General features: G+C 69.3%; 16 protein-coding genes. 9 read left to right on the forward strand and 7 right to left on the reverse strand.

Going from position 1 to position 17,782, the window contains the following annotated elements; all coding sequences use genetic code 11:
• The first annotated feature begins 108 nt into the window (after nucleotides 1–108).
• Together OHS16_RS18935 and OHS16_RS18940 are read left to right on the forward strand one after the other, a co-directional pair.
• Nucleotides 109–786 (forward strand): response regulator transcription factor, encoded by a 678-nt coding sequence (locus OHS16_RS18935; RefSeq protein ID WP_328538395.1) that lies wholly within the window; start codon nucleotides 109–111, stop codon nucleotides 784–786.
• A gap of 47 nt (nucleotides 787–833) precedes the next feature.
• On the forward strand, nucleotides 834–2,123 hold the full coding sequence (locus OHS16_RS18940) for an ATP-binding protein (RefSeq protein WP_328538396.1): 1,290 nt from the start codon (nucleotides 834–836) through the stop codon (nucleotides 2,121–2,123).
• Nucleotides 2,124–2,230: 107 nt separating this feature from the next.
• Here the strand turns inward: OHS16_RS18940 and OHS16_RS18945 are convergent, their stop codons facing one another.
• Nucleotides 2,231–2,740: a GtrA family protein gene (locus OHS16_RS18945; RefSeq protein ID WP_328538397.1), complete on the reverse strand. Its 510-nt coding sequence runs from the start codon at nucleotides 2,738–2,740 to the stop codon at nucleotides 2,231–2,233.
• Between the two features lie 161 nt (nucleotides 2,741–2,901).
• On the opposite strand from OHS16_RS18945, the gene OHS16_RS18950 reads away from it, so the two are divergent.
• From OHS16_RS18950 to OHS16_RS18960, 3 genes are read left to right on the forward strand one after another with little or no spacing between them, the layout of a single operon-like run.
• Nucleotides 2,902–4,041 (forward strand): 5-(carboxyamino)imidazole ribonucleotide synthase, encoded by a 1,140-nt coding sequence (locus OHS16_RS18950; RefSeq protein ID WP_328538398.1) that lies wholly within the window; start codon nucleotides 2,902–2,904, stop codon nucleotides 4,039–4,041.
• Nucleotides 4,038–4,562 (forward strand): 5-(carboxyamino)imidazole ribonucleotide mutase, encoded by a 525-nt coding sequence (gene purE, locus OHS16_RS18955; RefSeq protein WP_328538399.1) that lies wholly within the window; start codon nucleotides 4,038–4,040, stop codon nucleotides 4,560–4,562. Before OHS16_RS18950 ends, purE begins: the two co-directional genes overlap by 4 nt.
• A 9-nt stretch (nucleotides 4,563–4,571) precedes the next feature.
• Nucleotides 4,572–5,759 (forward strand): dipeptidase, encoded by a 1,188-nt coding sequence (locus OHS16_RS18960; protein WP_328538400.1) that lies wholly within the window; start codon nucleotides 4,572–4,574, stop codon nucleotides 5,757–5,759.
• A 51-nt stretch (nucleotides 5,760–5,810) separates the two neighbouring features.
• On the opposite strand, the gene OHS16_RS18965 is transcribed toward OHS16_RS18960, so the two are convergent.
• A complete protein-coding gene (locus OHS16_RS18965; RefSeq protein ID WP_328538401.1) occupies nucleotides 5,811–6,173 on the reverse strand; it encodes a VOC family protein in 363 nt (120 codons plus the stop codon).
• Between the two features lie 90 nt (nucleotides 6,174–6,263).
• On the opposite strand from OHS16_RS18965, the gene OHS16_RS18970 reads away from it, so the two are divergent.
• Entirely contained in the window at nucleotides 6,264–6,767 is a 504-nt protein-coding gene (locus tag OHS16_RS18970; protein ID WP_328538402.1) for a CGNR zinc finger domain-containing protein, read from the forward strand.
• Nucleotides 6,768–6,831: 64 nt separating this feature from the next.
• Here OHS16_RS18970 and OHS16_RS18975 read toward each other — a convergent pair whose 3' ends face one another.
• A complete protein-coding gene (locus tag OHS16_RS18975; RefSeq protein WP_328538403.1) occupies nucleotides 6,832–8,175 on the reverse strand; it encodes a UDP-glucose dehydrogenase family protein in 1,344 nt (447 codons plus the stop codon).
• Between the two features lie 165 nt (nucleotides 8,176–8,340).
• Here OHS16_RS18975 and OHS16_RS18980 point away from each other — a divergent pair, with 165 nt between their 5' ends.
• The gene (locus OHS16_RS18980) at nucleotides 8,341–9,498 is read left to right on the forward strand and encodes an acyl-CoA dehydrogenase (protein ID WP_328538404.1); all 1,158 of its coding nucleotides are present in this window, start codon (nucleotides 8,341–8,343) and stop codon (nucleotides 9,496–9,498) included.
• A gap of 184 nt (nucleotides 9,499–9,682) precedes the next feature.
• Here the strand turns inward: OHS16_RS18980 and OHS16_RS18985 are convergent, their stop codons facing one another.
• A complete protein-coding gene (locus OHS16_RS18985) occupies nucleotides 9,683–10,921 on the reverse strand; it encodes an LCP family protein (RefSeq protein ID WP_328538405.1) in 1,239 nt (412 codons plus the stop codon).
• A gap of 117 nt (nucleotides 10,922–11,038) precedes the next feature.
• On the opposite strand from OHS16_RS18985, the gene OHS16_RS18990 reads away from it, so the two are divergent.
• Nucleotides 11,039–11,563 carry an acyl-CoA thioesterase gene (locus tag OHS16_RS18990; protein WP_328538406.1) on the forward strand — a complete coding sequence of 175 codons (525 nt, stop codon included), beginning with the start codon at nucleotides 11,039–11,041 and terminating at the stop codon, nucleotides 11,561–11,563.
• Between the two features lie 63 nt (nucleotides 11,564–11,626).
• Here the strand turns inward: OHS16_RS18990 and OHS16_RS18995 are convergent, their stop codons facing one another.
• Nucleotides 11,627–12,991 carry an LCP family protein gene (locus OHS16_RS18995; protein WP_328538407.1) on the reverse strand — a complete coding sequence of 455 codons (1,365 nt, stop codon included), beginning with the start codon at nucleotides 12,989–12,991 and terminating at the stop codon, nucleotides 11,627–11,629.
• Nucleotides 12,992–13,180: 189 nt separating this feature from the next.
• Between OHS16_RS18995 and OHS16_RS19000 the strand changes: the two genes are divergently transcribed.
• Nucleotides 13,181–14,194 carry a glycosyltransferase family 2 protein gene (locus tag OHS16_RS19000; RefSeq protein WP_328538408.1) on the forward strand — a complete coding sequence of 338 codons (1,014 nt, stop codon included), beginning with the start codon at nucleotides 13,181–13,183 and terminating at the stop codon, nucleotides 14,192–14,194.
• A gap of 96 nt (nucleotides 14,195–14,290) precedes the next feature.
• Here OHS16_RS19000 and OHS16_RS19005 read toward each other — a convergent pair whose 3' ends face one another.
• Together OHS16_RS19005 and OHS16_RS19010 are read right to left on the reverse strand one after the other, a co-directional pair.
• The gene (locus OHS16_RS19005) at nucleotides 14,291–15,961 is read right to left on the reverse strand and encodes an LCP family protein (protein WP_443042650.1); all 1,671 of its coding nucleotides are present in this window, start codon (nucleotides 15,959–15,961) and stop codon (nucleotides 14,291–14,293) included.
• Between the two features lie 49 nt (nucleotides 15,962–16,010).
• Nucleotides 16,011–17,777, reverse strand: a complete 1,767-nt coding sequence (locus tag OHS16_RS19010; protein ID WP_328538409.1) for an LCP family protein — start codon at nucleotides 17,775–17,777, stop codon at nucleotides 16,011–16,013.
• Nucleotides 17,778–17,782: the final 5 nt, after the last annotated feature.

Consider the following 17,782-nt stretch of genomic DNA (forward strand, 5'->3'; position numbering starts at 1 on the left):
TGGAACCAGGTTCCCATATTCGAAGGCCTTGACCAGTGTTGCATCCCAGACCCGCAGGGGTTGTCGATCACCTCACGAGCAGTACCTGTCGCGGACTACCATCACCTCATGACCCGTGTACTGCTCGCCGAGGACGACGCATCCATCTCGGAGCCGCTGGCCCGCGCACTGCGTCGGGAGGGTTACGAGGTCGAGGTGCGGGAGGACGGCCCGACCGCGCTCGACGCCGGCCTTCAGGGAGGTGTCGATCTGGTCGTCCTGGATCTCGGCCTGCCGGGAATGGACGGCCTCGAGGTGGCCAGGCGGCTGCGTGCCGAGGGACACACCGTGCCTATCCTGGTGCTCACCGCACGTGCCGACGAGGTGGACACCGTGGTCGGCCTGGACGCCGGCGCCGACGACTACGTCACCAAGCCCTTCCGGCTCGCCGAACTGCTGGCACGGGTGCGGGCGCTGCTCCGCCGCGGCGCCACCGACACCGCCCCGCAGCCCGCCACCCACGGCGTACGGATCGACGTCGAGTCGCACCGGGCCTGGATGGGCGACGAGGAACTCCAGCTCACCGCGAAGGAGTTCGACCTGCTGCGGGTGCTGGTCAGGGACGCCGGCCGGGTCGTCACCCGGGACCAGTTGATGCGCGAGGTCTGGGACACCACCTGGTGGTCATCGACCAAGACGCTCGACATGCACATCTCCTGGCTGCGCAAGAAGCTCGGCGACGACGCGGCGAACCCGCGCTACATCGCCACCGTCCGGGGCGTCGGTTTCCGCTTCGAGAAGAGCTGACGGTCTCCTGAGGGCAGGCGCCGGGCACCGGCTGCGACACTGACGGCATGCGCCGCCGCCTGATCAATTCCACCCTCGCCGTCGTGCTCGTCGTGATCGCCGTCTTCGGCGTCTCGCTGGTCATCGTCGAGACGCGCACCATCAGCAGCAGCGCCCAGGAGAGCGTGGACTCCGAGGCGCTGAGGCTCGCCAGCATCGTGGAGAGCCGGCTGGTGAGCGACGAGCGGGTCACCACGGCGATCCTGCGCGACCAGGTCGACGTCAACCGCTACGCGGTGATCAGGATCCCCGGCAAGGAGACCATCAGGCTGGGCACCGAGCCCCAGGGCGGCGTGATCCGGGGTACGGCGACCGGCGGCCGCGGTGAGAAGGTCTCCGTCGAGGAACCGGGCTCCACCGTCACCCGCGAGGTCGGCCGCACCCTGATGATCATCGCGGCGGTGGCGCTGCTCGCGATCATCTCGGCGGTGCTGCTGGCCGTACGCCAGGCCAACCGGCTCGCGTCGCCGCTCACCGATCTCGCCGAGACCGCCGAGCGCCTCGGCTCGGGCGACCCGCGACCGCGGCACAAGCGGTACGCGGTGCCCGAGCTGGACCGGGTCGCCGACGTACTGGACTCGTCGGCCGAGCGGATCACCCGGATGCTGACCGCGGAGCGCAGACTCGCGGCGGACGCCTCGCATCAGCTCCGGACTCCGCTGACCGCGCTCTCCATGCGGCTGGAGGAGATCACCCTCACCGATGACCTGGACACGGTGAAGGAGGAGGCGACCATCGCGCTGACCCAGGTGGAGCGGCTCACCGACGTGGTGGAGCGGCTGCTCACCAACTCCCGGGACCCGCGTACGGGCTCCGCCGTCACGTTCGATCTCGACGAGGTCGTCAAGCAGCAGCTGGAGGAGTGGCGTCCGGCGTACCGCAGCGCCGGCCGGGCGATCGTACGGTCCGGGAAGCACGGGCTGCGCGCCGTGGGGACGCCGGGAGCCGTAGCCCAGGTGATGGCCGCGCTGATCGAGAACTCGCTGATGCACGGCGGGGGCACGGTGGCGGTGCGCACCAGGGTCACCGGCACCCAGACGGTCGTCGAGGTGACCGATGACGGCCCCGGGGTGCCGCCCGAGCTCGGAGCGCGGATCTTCGAGCGGACCATCAGCGGCCGCAACTCCACCGGGATCGGACTTGCCGTGGCCCGCGACCTGGCGGAGGCCGACGGCGGACGGCTGGAAATGCTGCAACAGGACCCGCCGGTGTTCGCGCTCTTCCTGAGCCGGGTGGCCAAGGGGGCGGCACCGGCAGCGGACGAGCCGGAGGAACCGGACGAGCCGACGATCAGATGACCCTGGTCATCCGCGGCGCGGGCCCGGAGCCCGGCCGGTCAGCGGAACGGTTCGCCGCGGCCGGGCTCCGGGACGGCTTCGGGCGGTCACCGAGGCGGCTCTGCGGATCACCGGCGGTTCGACCGGGCCGACTGGCTTCCCTTGTCGAGAAAGGACTCCGCGGTCTGTACCGCCTCCCGGGCGGGCAGCGCGCGGAACACCCAGGTCCGGTAGGACCAGAAACGGAAGACGGTGCCCAGGCCGAGCCCGACGACGTTCTTCGCCATGTTGTCGGCGAGCGTGGACGTGAAGCCGAGACCGTAGTGCGAGAGGGCGAGGATGCCGTTCTCGATGACCAGGCCGATACCGCTGAAGAGCAGGAAGAGCATCAGCTCGCGGGTGCGCTTGCTGCGGTCCGTGTGGCGGTAGGTCCAGTAGCGGTTGCCGACGTAGTTCGTCGCGATGGCGACACAGGTGGCGATGACCCCGGACCGGACGACCGCAAGGTCGAAAGCGTGCGTGCAGATATTGAAAACGATCGCATTGACCACAAAACCTATCGCCCCGACCGCGCCGAACTTGGCGAGCTCGCGAGCGAGCGCATCCAGCCGTATCCGCAGCGCGCCCCGTTCGCCCATGGTGTGGCTCAGCCCCGTCCCGTGTCACCGGCGCAGGTACCGGTCGCCTGCTGTTCGGTCGTCGTCAACCCGGCCATGCTAACCAGTGGGCCAACCCGGTGCCCTGCCGATCGGGAAGGGGCGGCGATGCGGTGACGTGACCGGCGGATACCCTGGGACATGTGACGTTCCCCGTAGTCGGCATGGTCGGTGGCGGTCAGCTCGCCCGTATGACCCACGAGGCGGGCATCCCCCTCGGCATCAGATTCAAGCTGCTCAGTGACACCCCGCAGGATTCGGCCGCCCAGGTGGTGAGCGAAGTCGTCATCGGCGACTACCGCGACCTGGCCACGCTGCGGGACTTCGCGCGCGGCTGTGACGTGATCACCTTTGATCACGAGCATGTGCCCACCGAGCACCTCAGGGCCCTGGAGGCGGACGGCATCCCCGTCCGGCCCGGGCCCGACGCGCTCGTGCACGCCCAGGACAAGGGGGCGATGCGTGAGAAGCTCACCGCGATCGGCGCGCCCTGTCCCCGCCACCGGATCGTGACCGGCCCCGACGACGCGATGGCCTTCGCGGATGAGGTGGGCGGGCTCCCCGTCATCCTCAAGACCGTCCGGGGCGGTTACGACGGCAAGGGCGTGTGGTTCGTGAGGTCCAGGGCGGACGCGGAGGCTCCGTTCAACGCGGGTGTCCCGGTGCTCGCCGAGGAGAAGGTGGACTTCGTACGGGAGCTGGCGGCGAACGTCGTGCGCTCGCCGCACGGACAGGCCGTCGCCTACCCGGTCGTGGAGTCCCGCCAGGTCGACGGGGTCTGCGACACGGTGATCGCGCCCGCCCCCGGTCTGGACGAGGACCTGGCGGGCCGGGCCCAGCAGCTCGCCCTGCGGATCGCGGCCGAGCTGGAGGTGACCGGCCACCTCGCGGTCGAGCTCTTCGAGACCCGCGACGGACGCGTCCTCGTCAACGAGCTCGCGATGCGCCCGCACAACTCCGGTCACTGGAGCCAGGACGGTGCGGTCACCTCGCAGTTCGCCAACCATGTGAGGGCCGTACTCGACCTTCCGCTGGGTGACCCGCGCCCGCGCGTCCGCTGGACCGTGATGTGCAACGTCCTCGGCGGCGACTTCCCCGACATGTACCAGGCGTATCTGCACTGCATGGCCCGCGACCCGCAGCTGAAGATCCATATGTACGGCAAGGACGTCAAGCCGGGACGCAAGGTCGGCCACGTCAACACCTACGGTGACGACCTCGACGAGGTGCTGGAGCGCGCCCGTCACGCCGCCGGATATCTGCGAGGGACGATCACGGAATGACCACTCCTCTCATCGGCATCGTCATGGGTTCGGACTCCGACTGGCCCGTCATGGAGGCCGCCGCGACCGCGCTGGACGAGTTCTCCGTTCCCTACGAGGTCGATGTCCTCTCCGCGCACCGGATGCCGCGCGAGATGATCTCGTACGGCGAGGAGGCTGCCGGGCGCGGTCTCAAGGCGGTCATCGCGGGAGCAGGGGGAGCGGCCCATCTGCCCGGCATGCTGGCTTCGGTGACCCCGCTCCCGGTGATCGGCGTCCCCGTGCCGCTGAAGTACCTGGACGGCATGGACTCGCTGCTCTCCATCGTCCAGATGCCGGCGGGTGTCCCGGTGGCGGCGGTCTCGGTCGGCGGCGCGCGGAACGCAGGTCTGCTCGCCGCCCGCATCCTGGCCACCGCCGATCCCGAACTCCTGGAGAGGATGCGGGAGTTCCAGCAGGAGCTGAACGACTCCGCCACGGAGAAGGGCAAGCGGCTGCGTGCCAAGGTCGAGGGGACAGGCTCCTTCGGATTCGGAAAGTAGGCGCTAGCCATGACGGCTCATCTCACCGAGGCCCTCGAACTGCTTGCCGACTGTCCGGTCGTCGACGGTCACAACGACCTGCCGTGGGCGCTGCGCGAACACGTCCGCTACGACCTGGACCGGCTCGACATCGCCCGCGACCAGCAGGGTGTTCTCCACACCGACCTGCACCGGCTGCGCAAGGGTGGTGTGGGCGCCCAGTTCTGGTCGGTGTACGTCCGCAGCGACCTGACGGGCGACGATGCGGTCAGTGCGACGCTGGAACAGATCGACGTGGTGGCCCAGCTGATCGCCCGCTACCCGGGTGACCTGGTCCGCGCGCTGACCGCTGACGACATGGAGTCGGCCAGGAGCCAGGGCCGTATCGCCTCGCTGATGGGCGCCGAGGGCGGGCACTCCATCAACAACTCGCTGGGCACCCTGCGCTCACTGCACGCGCTGGGTGTGCGGTACATGACCCTCACCCACAACAACAACATCGCCTGGGCGGACTCGGCGACCGATGTCGAGAAGGCACACGGACTGACCGCCTTCGGCCACGAGGTCGTACGGGAGATGAACCGCACCGGCATGCTGGTGGACCTCTCGCACGTGTCGGCGAAGACGATGCGCGCCGCGCTGGAGACCTCGGTCGCGCCGGTGATCTTCTCGCACTCCTCGGCCCGCGCGGTCTGCGACCATCCGCGCAACATCCCGGACGACGTGCTGGCCCAGCTCCCGGCCAACGGCGGCATCGCGATGGCGACCTTCGTGCCGAAGTTCATCCTCCCCGACGCGGTCGCCTGGACCGCCCGCGCGGACGAGAACATGCGCACCCACGGTCTGCACCACCTGGACACGACACCCGCGGGCATGAAGGTCCAGCGTGCCTTCGAGGAGGCGCACCCGCGTCCGGTGGCCACCGCGTCCACCGTCGCCGACCACCTCGACCACATGCGTGAGGTCGCGGGTGTCGACCACATCGGCATCGGCGGCGACTACGACGGCACGGCGTTCACCCCGGACGGCCTCGAGGACGTCGCCGGCTACCCCCACCTGATCGGCGAACTGATCGGGCGTGGCTGGTCGTCAGCCGACCTGGCCAAGCTGACCTGGCAGAACGCGGTACGGGTACTGCGCGCGGCGGAGGATGTGGCCCGCGCCGTGCAGGCGCAGCGCGGTCCGTCCAACGCGACCCTGGCCGATCTCGACGGCTGATCGCCGCCACCGGTCCGGGGGCGCGGCGCCGCACCCCCGGACCAGCCGCGCTCAGCAGGCGCAGAGGCAGAACGGGTGCCCGGCGATGTCCGTGTAGACCCGCCAGGTGCGCACCGGGTCGCCGGCGTCGACAGCCTTCGCACCCAGTGCCAGCACCCGCGTCTCGGCCGCGTCCAGATCCTCGACCGTCAGATCCAGGTGGAACTGCTGCGATCCGTCCTCGGCCGGCCACCGCGGCGGCACGTAGCCCGGCGACTTCTGGAACGCGAGCGGAGTGCCCTCGTGCCCGGTGAGTTCGACCCAGCCCTCCTCGGTCTCCTCGGCCTTGCCGCCGATGATCTCGGCGTAGAAGGCGGCGAGCGCAAGCGGGTCGGGACAGTCGAGTACGACAGTGCCGAGTCTGGCGACAGCCATGTGTTCCTCCCTGGGCAGTGTGTTACCGGCAGAAGCCATTAACAGGTAACCGTTACCTCATGCTGCCCCACTGGAGGTAACGTCGCAAGGGTGAGTGACAGAGCGGTTGCACCCGGAGGTCTCGCACTGGTCGAGGCGCTGGTGAACACCCGGAGCGTCGACAGCGGAGCGGACCGGCTGGCCGATGAGTTCGGGCTCGGCGGCGAAGCCCTGGCGGAGGCGAGGGAGCTGCGCGAAGCGCTCCGCGCGGCCTGTCTGGCTCATGCGGGCCAGGACATGGCCCCCGCCGCGAGGGACACCCTGACCCGGCTGCTGTCCCGGGCGCCGCTGCTGGTCGCATTCGACGAGGCGGGCGGGGCGACCCTGGCTCCGGCGGATCCCGCTCCGCTGGCTTCCCGTGTCGCGGCGGCCGTTGCCGCGGCTGTCGCCGACGGAACCTGGCAGCGTCTCAAGGCCTGTGAGGCGGACGACTGCCTGTGGGCCTACTACGACCGCAGCCCGGCGGGCCGCAGCCGCTGGTGCACGATGGCGGTCTGCGGCAGCCGGGCGAAGATGCGGGCCTACCGGGCTCGCCGTTCGGTGCCGCCGGCCTGAACGGTGCGGCCGGCCTCAGCGGCGGGGCAGCCGTCCGCCGGCCGGCGGACGGGTCCGGCCGTGATCAGGCCCGGGGCCTACCCATCGCGCGGTAGACCCACCCGGCCTCCCGCCAGGCCGCCGCGTCCAGCGCGTTGCGGCCGTCCAGCAGTATCCGCTCGGCCGCCACCGCACCCAGCTCCGCGGGGTCCAGCTCGCGGAATTCGCGCCACTCCGTCAGATGCAGCACGACATCCGCGCCCCGCACCGCGTCGAGCGCGGTCTCGGCATAGCCGAGCGTCGGGAAGAGCCGTCGGGCGTTCGCCATGCCCTTGGGGTCGTACACCGTCACCTGACCGCCCTGCAGGTGGATCTGTCCCGCGACGTTCAGCGCGGGCGAATCCCGTACGTCGTCGGAGTCCGGTTTGAAGGCCGCACCCAGCACCCCGATCCGCTTGCCCAGGAACGATCCGCCACCCACCGCCTCGCGCGCCAGCTCGACCATGTGCCCGCGGCGCCGCATGTTGATCGAGTCGACCTCGCGCAGAAACGTCAGTGCCTGGTCGGCGCCGAGCTCACCGGCGCGTGCCATGAACGCCCGGATGTCCTTCGGCAGACACCCTCCGCCGAACCCGATGCCGGCCCGCAGGAACTTCGCGCCGATCCGATCGTCATGTCCGAGCGCCTCGGCCAGCTTCGCCACGTCGCCGTCGGCGGCCTCGCACACCTCGGCCATCGCGTTGATGAACGAGATCTTCGTGGCCAGGAAGGAGTTGGCCGCGGTCTTCACCAGCTCGGCGGTGGGGAAGTCGGTCACCACGAACGGCGAACCCTCGCTCACCGGGCCCGCGTACACCTCGCGCAGCAGCTTCTCCGCGCGCTCGCTCCGCACGCCCACCACGATCCGGTCCGGGTGCAGCGTGTCCTTCACGGCGAAGCCCTCACGCAGGAACTCCGGATTCCATGCCAGCTCGACACCCTCGCCCGCCGGCGCCAGCGAGCTCAGCAGCCCGGCCAGCCGCTCGGCACTGCCGACCGGCACGGTCGACTTCCCGACCACCAGCGCATCCCGCTTCAGATGCGGGGCGAGCGAGCTGAAGGCGCTGTTCACGTACGACATGTCACAGGCGTACTCGCCGTGCTTCTGCGGTGTGTTCACGCAGACGAAGTGGACATCGCCGAACTCCCCGGCCTCCTCCCACGACGTGGTGAACCGCAGCCGCCCGCTGGACCCCTCGAGCCCGGCGACATGGCGCTGCAGGATCTCCTCGAGCCCCGGCTCGTACATCGGGACGCGCCCGGTCGAGAGCATCTCGATCTTCTCGGGAACCACATCGAGACCCAGCACTTCGAAGCCCAGCTCAGCCATGGCCGCGGCGTGCGTGGCGCCGAGATAGCCGGTACCGATCACGGTGATTTTCAGGGCCATCAGCAAGCTCCAGGGGGCGTACGGGATCAGGTGCGCGCCCGAGCATATCCGGGCGCCGGGAAGGCCCGGATTCCCGCTGTCGCCAACCTCACGTATACCCGTGGCGGCCGGCCGTCTAAAATGATGTTACTTAACGGTAGTTAGCATCTTGGGGAGTGAGTGACCTTGGCAGGTTCGCCCGATTTCGACCTGTACCGCCCGGCCGAAGAGCACGACATGCTCCGCGACTCGGTCCGCTCCCTGGCCGAGGCGAAGATCGCGCCGTTCGCCGCAGCGGTCGACGAGGAAGCCCGCTTCCCGCAGGAGGCGCTGGACGCCCTGACATCGGCCGACCTGCACGCGGTGCATGTGCCCGAGGAGTACGGCGGCGCGGGCGCCGACGCGCTCGCCACGGTCATCGTCATCGAGGAAGTGGCCCGGGTCTGCGCCTCGTCCTCCCTGATCCCCGCGGTGAACAAGCTCGGCTCGCTCCCGGTGATCCTCTCCGGCTCCGAGGATCTGAAGAAGAAGTACATGGCCCCGCTCGCCAAGGGCGACGGAATGTTCTCGTACTGCCTCTCCGAGCCCGACGCGGGCTCGGACGCCGCCGGCATGAAGACCAGGGCCGTCCGTGACGGTGACTTCTGGGTCCTCAACGGTGTGAAGCGCTGGATCACCAACGCCGGTGTCTCCGAGTACTACACGGTCATGGCCGTGACCGACCCCACCAAGCGGTCCAAGGGCATAAGCGCGTTCGTCGTCGAGAAGTCCGACGAGGGTGTCTCCTTCGGCGCCCCGGAGAAGAAGCTCGGCATCAAGGGCTCCCCGACGCGCGAGGTCTACCTCGACAACGTCCGTATCCCCGCCGACCGCATGATCGGCGAGGAGGGCACCGGCTTCGCCACCGCGATGAAGACCCTCGACCACACCCGCATCACCATCGCGGCCCAGGCGCTGGGTATCGCGCAGGGCGCGCTGGACTACGCGAAGGGCTACGTCCAGGAGCGGAAGCAGTTCGGCAAGCCGATCGCGGACTTCCAGGGCATCCAGTTCATGCTCGCCGACATGGCCATGAAGATCGAGGCGGCCCGCCAGCTCACCTACGCGGCGGCGGCAAAGTCCGAGCGCCTCGACGACGACCTGACCTTCGCGGGCGCAGCGGCCAAGTGCTTCGCGTCCGATGTCGCGATGGAGGTCACCACGGACGCGGTCCAGCTGCTCGGTGGCTACGGCTACACCCGGGACTACCCGGTGGAGCGCATGATGCGCGACGCGAAGATCACGCAGATCTATGAAGGCACGAACCAGGTGCAGCGGATCGTCATGGCCCGCAACCTGCCGTAACCCGGCGGGAGGGTACGCACGCAGCACGCCAGGGGCGCCCGGGAGGGCGCCCCTCCGCGTTGCCGGTGGGCGGTGTCCCCACGGCGAAGTGCCGGGTGGCGGTGTGACGGGCCCCCGGTGGCAAAGGGCTCAAACGCGGTGCGGGCCCGGACGGTCACGCCGTCCGGGCCCGCACCGCGTGGCGCTAGTTGCCCGACACCGTCACCTTGTCGTCGTTCTTCAGCTCCTGCACCAGCTGCTTGACCTTGGTCTTGTCCCAGACCAGGTTGCCGCCGTTCGAGCCGGACACCGGCATGTTCATCTGCTTGCCGTCACCGCCTGAGACGCCCTTCATGGCCCAGAACATCGAGGCCAGGTTCCACAGGCTCATGTCCTTGTCCACGATCACCGTGTCCAGGCCCGCACCCATCACCGGGTAGAGCTTGAAGGGGTTCAGCACCGTCGACGGGGTCGCCGTCTGGCTGGCCAGGGCCGCCAGGAACTTCTGCTGGTTCTTGGTGCGCTCCAGGTCGCTCGCGGCGAAGGCGTGCCGGGTGCGGACGAAGGCGAGGGCCTGCTGACCGTTGAGCGTCTGCTCGCCGGACTTGAAGTCGGCGCCCGAGTACTTGTCCTTGAAGCCCTGCGGGAGGTTCATGTCCACCCCGCCGACCGCGTCCACGATGCTCGCGAAGCCGTCGAAACCGATCTCCGCGTAGTGGTCGATGTGCAGACCGGTGTTGTACTCGATGGTGCGCACCAGCAGTTCGGGGCCGTCCATCGCGTACGTGGCGTTCAGCTTGGTGCGCTTGCCGGTTCCCGGGTAGGTCTTGCCCGATTCGGAGCCCTTGAACGAGGGGATCTCGACGTCCGAGTCACGGGGCAGCGAGACCATCGTGTTCCCGTTGTCACCGACATGCAGAATGATCATGGAGTCGGTGCGCTTGCCCTCGGCGGAGCCGGTGTGCAGCTTCTTCTTGTCGGCGGCCGACATGCCCTCACGGCTGTCCGAACCCACGATCAGGTAGTTCGTGCCCTTGCCGGTGTCGGGGCGGTCGATCACCTTGGACAGGTCGACCTCCCGCCGGAGCTTGCCGTCGGCCCAGAAGTAGGTGCCTATGGAGACGCCGAGGAAGGCGATGACCAGGACCAGCACGCCGACCTTGATCCGCCGTCCCCAGTTCGGGGCGGCGCCGGGGCGCTCACCGGAGCGGGGGCGCGGGATGCCCGGGCCGCCGCCCTGCCCGTGACCGCCCTGGCCGTAGACCTGGCCGGAGTTGTAGCCACTGTCGTAGGGGGCGTCGTAACCGTCGTCGTATCCCTGGGCGCGCGGCTGCTCACGGCGCTGCCGCTGGGCAGGGGCCGACCGCGGCACCTGCCGCATGACCCGAGCGCCCTCGGGCTGCGCATTCTCGCTGCCGCGTCCGTAGCGGTCCCTGTCGTTCATACGGACCAGTGTGCCGTCACCCGGCGTGCTCATCACAGGGCGGGTGAGGAATCGGGGCAGGGCTGTTGCCAAGCTGATGCAATGGGCCCACATCAGGCCCCGCATAAGCTGGCACGTATGACAGATCTTCCGGGCAAGCCCACCTCGGCCTCCCGTACCACCCTGAGCCACATCATGACGGGCACGGACACCAACCTTCTGGGCACGGTGCACGGCGGGGTGATCATGAAACTGGTGGACGACGCGGCGGGCGCCGTGGCCGGCCGGCACTCCGGCGGGCCCGCGGTCACCGCGTCCATGGACGAGATGGTGTTCCTGGAGCCGGTGCGGGTCGGCGACCTCGTTCATGTGAAGGCCCAGGTCAACTGGACGGGCCGGTCCTCGATGGAGGTCGGTGTACGGGTGATGGCCGAGCGCTGGAACGAGTCGTCACCGGCCCAGCAGGTGGGCAGCGCCTATCTGGTCTTCGCCGCGGTCGACGCGGACGGCAAGCCCAGGACCGTACCGCCGGTGGTCCCCGAGACCGAGAGGGACAAGCGCCGCTACCAGGAGGCCCAGATCCGGCGTACCCACCGGCTCGCCAGGCGGCGCGCTATCAAGGAGCTCCGCGAGCAGCGGGTCGCCGACGGGATCGGCGACTGAGGGCTCGCGGCGCCCGGAGTGTGGTTCCGGTGTTCCCGGTGCGGCCCGACCGCGCGGTGAGCGCTACCGGCAGACCACCTCGTCGCCCTTGACCGCGGTGAACGCGTCTGCCGCCGGTTCGTCGGCCCTGACCGGTGTGACCGAGGTGAAGTCGGGTCCGGCGGTCACCCGCAGCGTCCCGCCGAGGTTGGCCACCGGCCGCAGCTCGGCCCCGGGCAGCGCCGCGGCCACGGACTTCACCGAGCGGTTCCAGCGCGGGTCGTACTCGATGACGGTGCGCTGCACATGCGGTGAAACGGCCCGGCCAGGCACGGCGGGCGCGACCGACGACAGGAATCCGGTGGCGTGCAGCTCATTGGCCGCACGGGTGGCCAGACCGATCGTGGCGGTGCCGTTGACCACCTGGACCCGGATCTGCTCCGGCGGTACGTCGACCCGCGTGGAGTTCGGCAGCTCGGGCTTCTGCGCGGCGATCGGCTGGTCCGCGCGCAGCGCCCCGAAGAGCTTCGCGGCCTTCACCGTGTCCCATTTCACGGTCGAGCCCAGCCCGCCGACCGCGTAGTTCGTCCGCTCGAGAGGTACGGATGTGAACTCGGACGACGACGGGGTGAATCCGCGCATCGCCTGTCCGAGTGCGAGCATCTCGTCGGTGCCGAAGCCCTTATCGGCACGGACCGAGTCGAAGATCGTGGCGGCCACATCACGGAACCTGACCGGGTGCAGCAGCACCCCGCTGCTCGTCGCCCGGGCGATGAGGGACGCCAGGAACCGCTGCTGGCGCTGCATCCGGCCGAGGTCGGACGCCGCGTCGAGATGCCGGGAACGTACGTACTGGAGCGCCTCGCCGCCGTCCAGTCTTGTGGTGCCGACCGGCAGGTCGAGACCGGTGTACGAGTCCTTCAGCGGACGGGCCGAGCAGATGTCGACCCCGCCCAGCACATCGACCGTCTTCATGAAGCTGGTGAAGTCGACCTCCAGATAGTGGTTGATCTTCACATGGGTCATCTGCTCCACGGTCCGGACAGTGAGCCCGGGGCCGCCCTCGGCATAGGCCGCGTTGATCTTGATCGGGTGGGCGGCCCGCAGCGTCCCGGTGGCCGGATCGGTGCGCGCGGGCACCTCGGCCAGACTGTCGCGCGGCAGGCTCACCACGCTCACCCGGGAACGGTCCGCGGAAACGTGGATGATCATGATGGTGTCGGTGCAGTGGCACGGCGCGCCGCCGAGGTGGTATTTCGCCCTCTCGGCGGGTGTGATCTTGTCGCGGCCGTCGGTCCCGACCAGCAGCACGTTCATGCCCTGGCCACCGTGCGGGCGGTTCTTCATGTCCCGGAAGGGGTCGACCCTGCCGATGCTGCTCAGCTGGGTGACGACCGCGTGACCGATCCCGCCCGCGCCCAGCACCATGGCGGACAGCGCGGTGGCCATGCGCATGCCCCAGCGCGGGCCTGCTCTGCGCCTGCTTCGACGGCGTGCGGGCACGGGGGACACGGGGGGCACCTCCGCGGGAGTCGGGCAGGGAATTGCGAGCACGGTAGGCCGCTGTGATCAACATCCCGGGGAGGCCACCCGGGCGCCGCGCCCGGTGTCCCTCGTTCGCGGTAACGTGACCTCCCTATGAACGCCAAGCCCGCTGTTTCTGTGATCATGCCGGTCCTCAATGAGGAGCGGCATCTGCGCAACTCGGTCCGCCACATCCTGGAGCAGGAGTACGACGGCGAGATGGAGGTGGTGATCGCCATCGGCCCCTCGTCGGACCGTACCGAGGAGATCGCCGCCGAGCTGGTGCGGGAGGACCCCAGGGTCCACACCGTCCCCAATCCCACCGGCCGTACCCCCGCGGCGCTTAACGCCGCGATCAAGGCGTCCAGGCATCCCATCGTGGTACGGGTCGACGGTCACGGCATGCTCTCCGCCGACTACATCGCCACCGCGGTCCGGCTCCTGGAGGAGACCGGCGCGATGAACGTGGGCGGCATCATGCACGCCGAGGGCGAGAACCCCTGGGAGGACGCGGTCGCCGCCGCGATGACCTCGAAGATCGGTGTGGGCAACGCGGCCTTCCACACCGGCGGGCGGGCGGGCCCGGCCGAGACCGTCTTCCTGGGCGTTTTCCGGCGCGAGGCGCTGGAGCGGCAGGGCGGCTACAACGAGGAGTTCATCCGTGCCCAGGACTGGGAACTGAACTTCCGGATCCGCGAGGCGGGCGGGCTGATCTGGTTCTCGCCCGAGCTGCGCGTCCAGTACCGTCCGCGCCCGTCCGTCCGGGCCCTCGCCAAGCAGTACAAGGACTACGGCCGCTGGCGTCATGTGGTGGCCCGGTACCACGAGGGCTCGATCAACCTCCGCTATCTCGCACCGCCGACCGCGGTCTGCGTGATCGCCGCCGCCGTCGTGGCCGGCGCGGCCGTCACCCCGTGGGCGTTCCTGGTGCCCGCCGGATACCTCGCGGCCATCGTGGCCGGGTCGGTCCCGGCAGGCAGGGGTCTCTCCCCGAAGGCGCGGGTGCGGATCCCCCTCGCGCTGGCCACCATGCACATGTGCTGGGGCTACGGCTTTCTGACCAGCCCCCGGGCGCTGGCCCGGAAGGTCATCGCCAGCCGCCGCCCCGCGGTGCGGGCCACCGTCTGACGCGGTCCTGCGACACCAGCTGTTCCGAGCGGGGCCGGGATCCGGCCCCGCTCGGTCGTTCACTGCGACCCGCCGGGCAGGGTGCCCGGCCCGGTGTCAGGACGTCCAGGTGTACGCCGGATCGACGTGCATGCAGGCCGACTTGTCGTCGCCGTGGATCACGTCGGCCGTTTCCGGGGTCTTGCCGTCGTCGGCGGCGGACCTGGGATAGACCGTCCCGGTACGCCAGTCACTGCCCACCACGACGGTGACGCCCGATACGCCGGTGGACTTCCGCACCGAAGTCAGCGGCAGCCCGATGGCCTTGGCCACCGCCTGTGCGTCGCCCTCGAGGTCGGCGCTGGGGAACATGATGGCGGTCTTCTTCTGTGGTTCCTGCTGTGTGTCGGCGATGGCCCGGGTGAAGCCCCGGCCGCTGAGCAGGGCCGCGACGGATCCCGCGCGGCCGCGGGCCGGTGGTGCGCCGTCGCCGCCGGTGCCGTTCCGCACGGTGACGCCGATCTGGTCCCTCGCCGCCGCCGGATCGTCGGAGACCTTCTCGGCCGGCGCCTTCTTCTTCGACGCCTTGCCGTCCAGCGGGGTGTCGTCGCGGACCATTGCGAACAGCTTGTCCGCGTCGCCCGCCTTGGGGTCGACCTTCTCACCGAACCCGGGCCGGGTGGAGTTCACGTTCGGCATGGTGGTCATGGTGATGCGGGAGGTCGGCACCTTCTTCAGCTCGCCCGCCAGGTCGTAGAGCTTCTTGACGGTGCCGATGCCGGGGTCCACGGTGAGCGCCTTGGTGGCGGACTCGGCCAGGTCCATCAGCTTGCCCGGGTCGGTGAGTTTGGTGCCCTCGCGCAGCTGCCGGACCATCGAGTTCATGTACTGGTGCTGGGCCCTGGTACGTACGACGTCGGTGTCGGGCCAGAATCCATATCGGGTGCGCAGCCACTGGAGTGCCTGCCGGCCCTTGACGGATGTGGTGCCGTCCTTCAGCTTCAGGCCCGATCCGTGGCCGTCCCGGGTGTGCGAGTAGACGTTCGCGTCCACGCAGACGGGCACCCCGCCTATGGCGTCGGCCATGGAGACCACACCCGAGAAATCGATCTTCATGAAGTGGTCGATGTGGATGTCGGTGAGGGCTTCCCAGGTGGCGACGGTGCAGCCGGGGCCACCGCGGCCGAGCGACTCATTGGCCAGGGTCCAGCCGGTCGCCGGGTAGGACTTGCCTTCCGGATCGGTGCACTTGGGGATCTGCAGCACGGTGTCGCGCGGCAGGCTGACGACCGACATGTTGCTGCGGTCCGCGGAGACGTGCAGAAGCATCTGCACATCCGCCAGGGGAGGGGCGCCGAAGGTGTTCTTCGCTCCGCCGAGCTTCTGGTTCTCCTTGGAGTCCCGCGCGTCCGAGCCGATCAGCAGAATGTTCAGCGGGGTCTGGCCGGCAGCGTTGGCCTTCGCCGCGGGTGCCTTGTGGTCGCCGAGGTTGAGCGCGTCCTTCTGCAGGTTGCTGTTGAGATGGCGGTAATAGAGATAACCGGCGCCCGCGGCACCGATGATCGCCAGGGACACAACTGCCGCCACCCAGCGAAGTATTCGGCGCTTCCCGCGTCTGCCGCGCCGGCGTGGCCCGGCACGCCGGGCGCCGCCCCCGCCGCCCCCGCCGCCCCCGCCGGTTTCCGTCTGTGCGGCACCTGGCTCGTACAGGCCGTCGTCCCAGCCGAGCCGGCCGGCGTGTGAAACGCTGTGCCGCGTTTCCTCCCTCCGCGCGCTGCTGTGTCCCACCAGCGTCCCCCCTGCTATTCAGCTGTCTGCACACCCCGGTGACCTCATGTCACTTGGCGCACACGGTCTTGTCGGCTTCCACCTTCTGGATGTCCTTCGGCGCCTTTGCCGGAGCTGCGATCGGTGTTCCTGCCGCCTTGAAGTCGGCCCCCAGAATCAGCGTCATCGGGGTGAGGCCGACCGAGTCCTTGGTGCCCGGCTTCATCGCCGACCCCGGGAGCCCCATCTGATCGGCCAGTTCACGGGCCTGGTCGGCCTGGTTCGGCGCGTACTTCAGGATCGTCTTCTGGAGAGTCGGCGTGTAGTTCCCGCCGTTCTCGGACTTGAGTACACCCTCGGTGTTCTGCAGCCAGGTCAGCGTGGTCTGCGCGGAGCCCGCCACGGCGCCGCCGTTGAGTACCTTGACCCGGACGTCGGACGCCGCGGCCCGGGTTCCCTTCAGGAGTGCGTCCTGCTTGCTCTTGGCCGTCTTCGCCTTCTGTTTGACCTCGGTGAGCGAGACGTCGTCCCGCATCATCGAGAAGAGCGGGTCGGCCTGGGTGTGGTTGACGACCACGGTCGCGTGGACCTTCTCCGCAGGGTTGTCGAGCACCGGCAGCGTGGTGAAGGTGACGTTCTTCGGATTGACCTTCTTCAGGTCCAGCGCGAGGCTCTTGAGCTTGCTGATGCTGCCTATCCCGCGGTCGACGGTGAGCGCCTTGGTGGCCGCGTTCGCGAGGCTGTAGAGCTTGGTCGGGCTGGTCAGCGTGTCGCCCGACGTCATCTTGCGGATCAGCGAGGAGAGGAACTGCTGCTGCACCTGGATACGGTCGAGGTCGCCCTGGTTGCCGAAGCTGTGCCGGGTGCGTACGAACGCGAGCGCCTGCTCGCCCTCGACCGTCGACTTCCCGGCGGGAAGCTTGAGGTGCGATTCCTTGTCGTCGACGGGGTGGGCGACACAGACATCGACCCCGCCCACCGCAGTGCTGAGCGTCTTGATGGCGTTGAAGTCGGCCATCATGAAGTGATCGACGGTGATGCCGGTTATGGCCTTGACCGTTTTCATGGTGCAGCCGGGGTCGCGGGAGTCCTGGCCGAGGCTGGTGTTGAACCGCACCTGCTGAGTGCCCGGGATGATCTTGTTGTCGCCGCCGTCCTGCTGCTTGATCTCGCAGTCCGGGATGTCCGTTATCAGGTCACGCGGGATGGAGAGCGCGGTGGCGTTGGTGCGGTCCTTGGAGACATGGAACAGGATGTTGGTGTCGGCATGGCCGACGCTGCCCTTGTCGCCGTAGCCCTCGTTGCCCTTGCCGGTGCGCTTGTCCGTACCGATCAGCAGGATGTTGACGGCCTTGTCCTTGGTGGAGCCGCTGGTGCCGCCGACCACGTCGACCGAGTTGATGTTGCTCTGGAAGTGCTCGTAGAGGAGATACGCGCCCACCGAGCCGCCGACGAGGACGAAGGCCATCACCCCGCCGGTCCAGATCAGCGCCTTCTTCCTGCGGGACTTCTGCGGCTTGCGCTTGCGGCGTCCGGGCTGCGGGTCGCCTGCGTAGTTCTCCTGGCCGCCCGGTGCGCGGCGGCTGCGCTGCCCCGGCACATCGCGGCGCGGGGACTGCGGCGGCGCCGCCGGCTGGCGCGACTGGCGGCGGGACTGCGGAGGCGGCGTCTCTCTGCGGCGGGCTGACCCGGACCCCGAATCGGACCCCCGGCTTCCCGCGCCCGATTGCGGACCGGAAGGGCTCAGTCGCAGTTCGTAGTTGCCGGTTTCCGGGTTGAGTACCCACTGGTCTGCGGGGTCGATGTCGTCCGCCCGCCCACGGCTATGCGCGTCCACGGTTG

The organism is Streptomyces sp. NBC_00344, assembly GCF_036088315.1.
Taxonomy (GTDB): domain Bacteria; phylum Actinomycetota; class Actinomycetes; order Streptomycetales; family Streptomycetaceae; genus Streptomyces.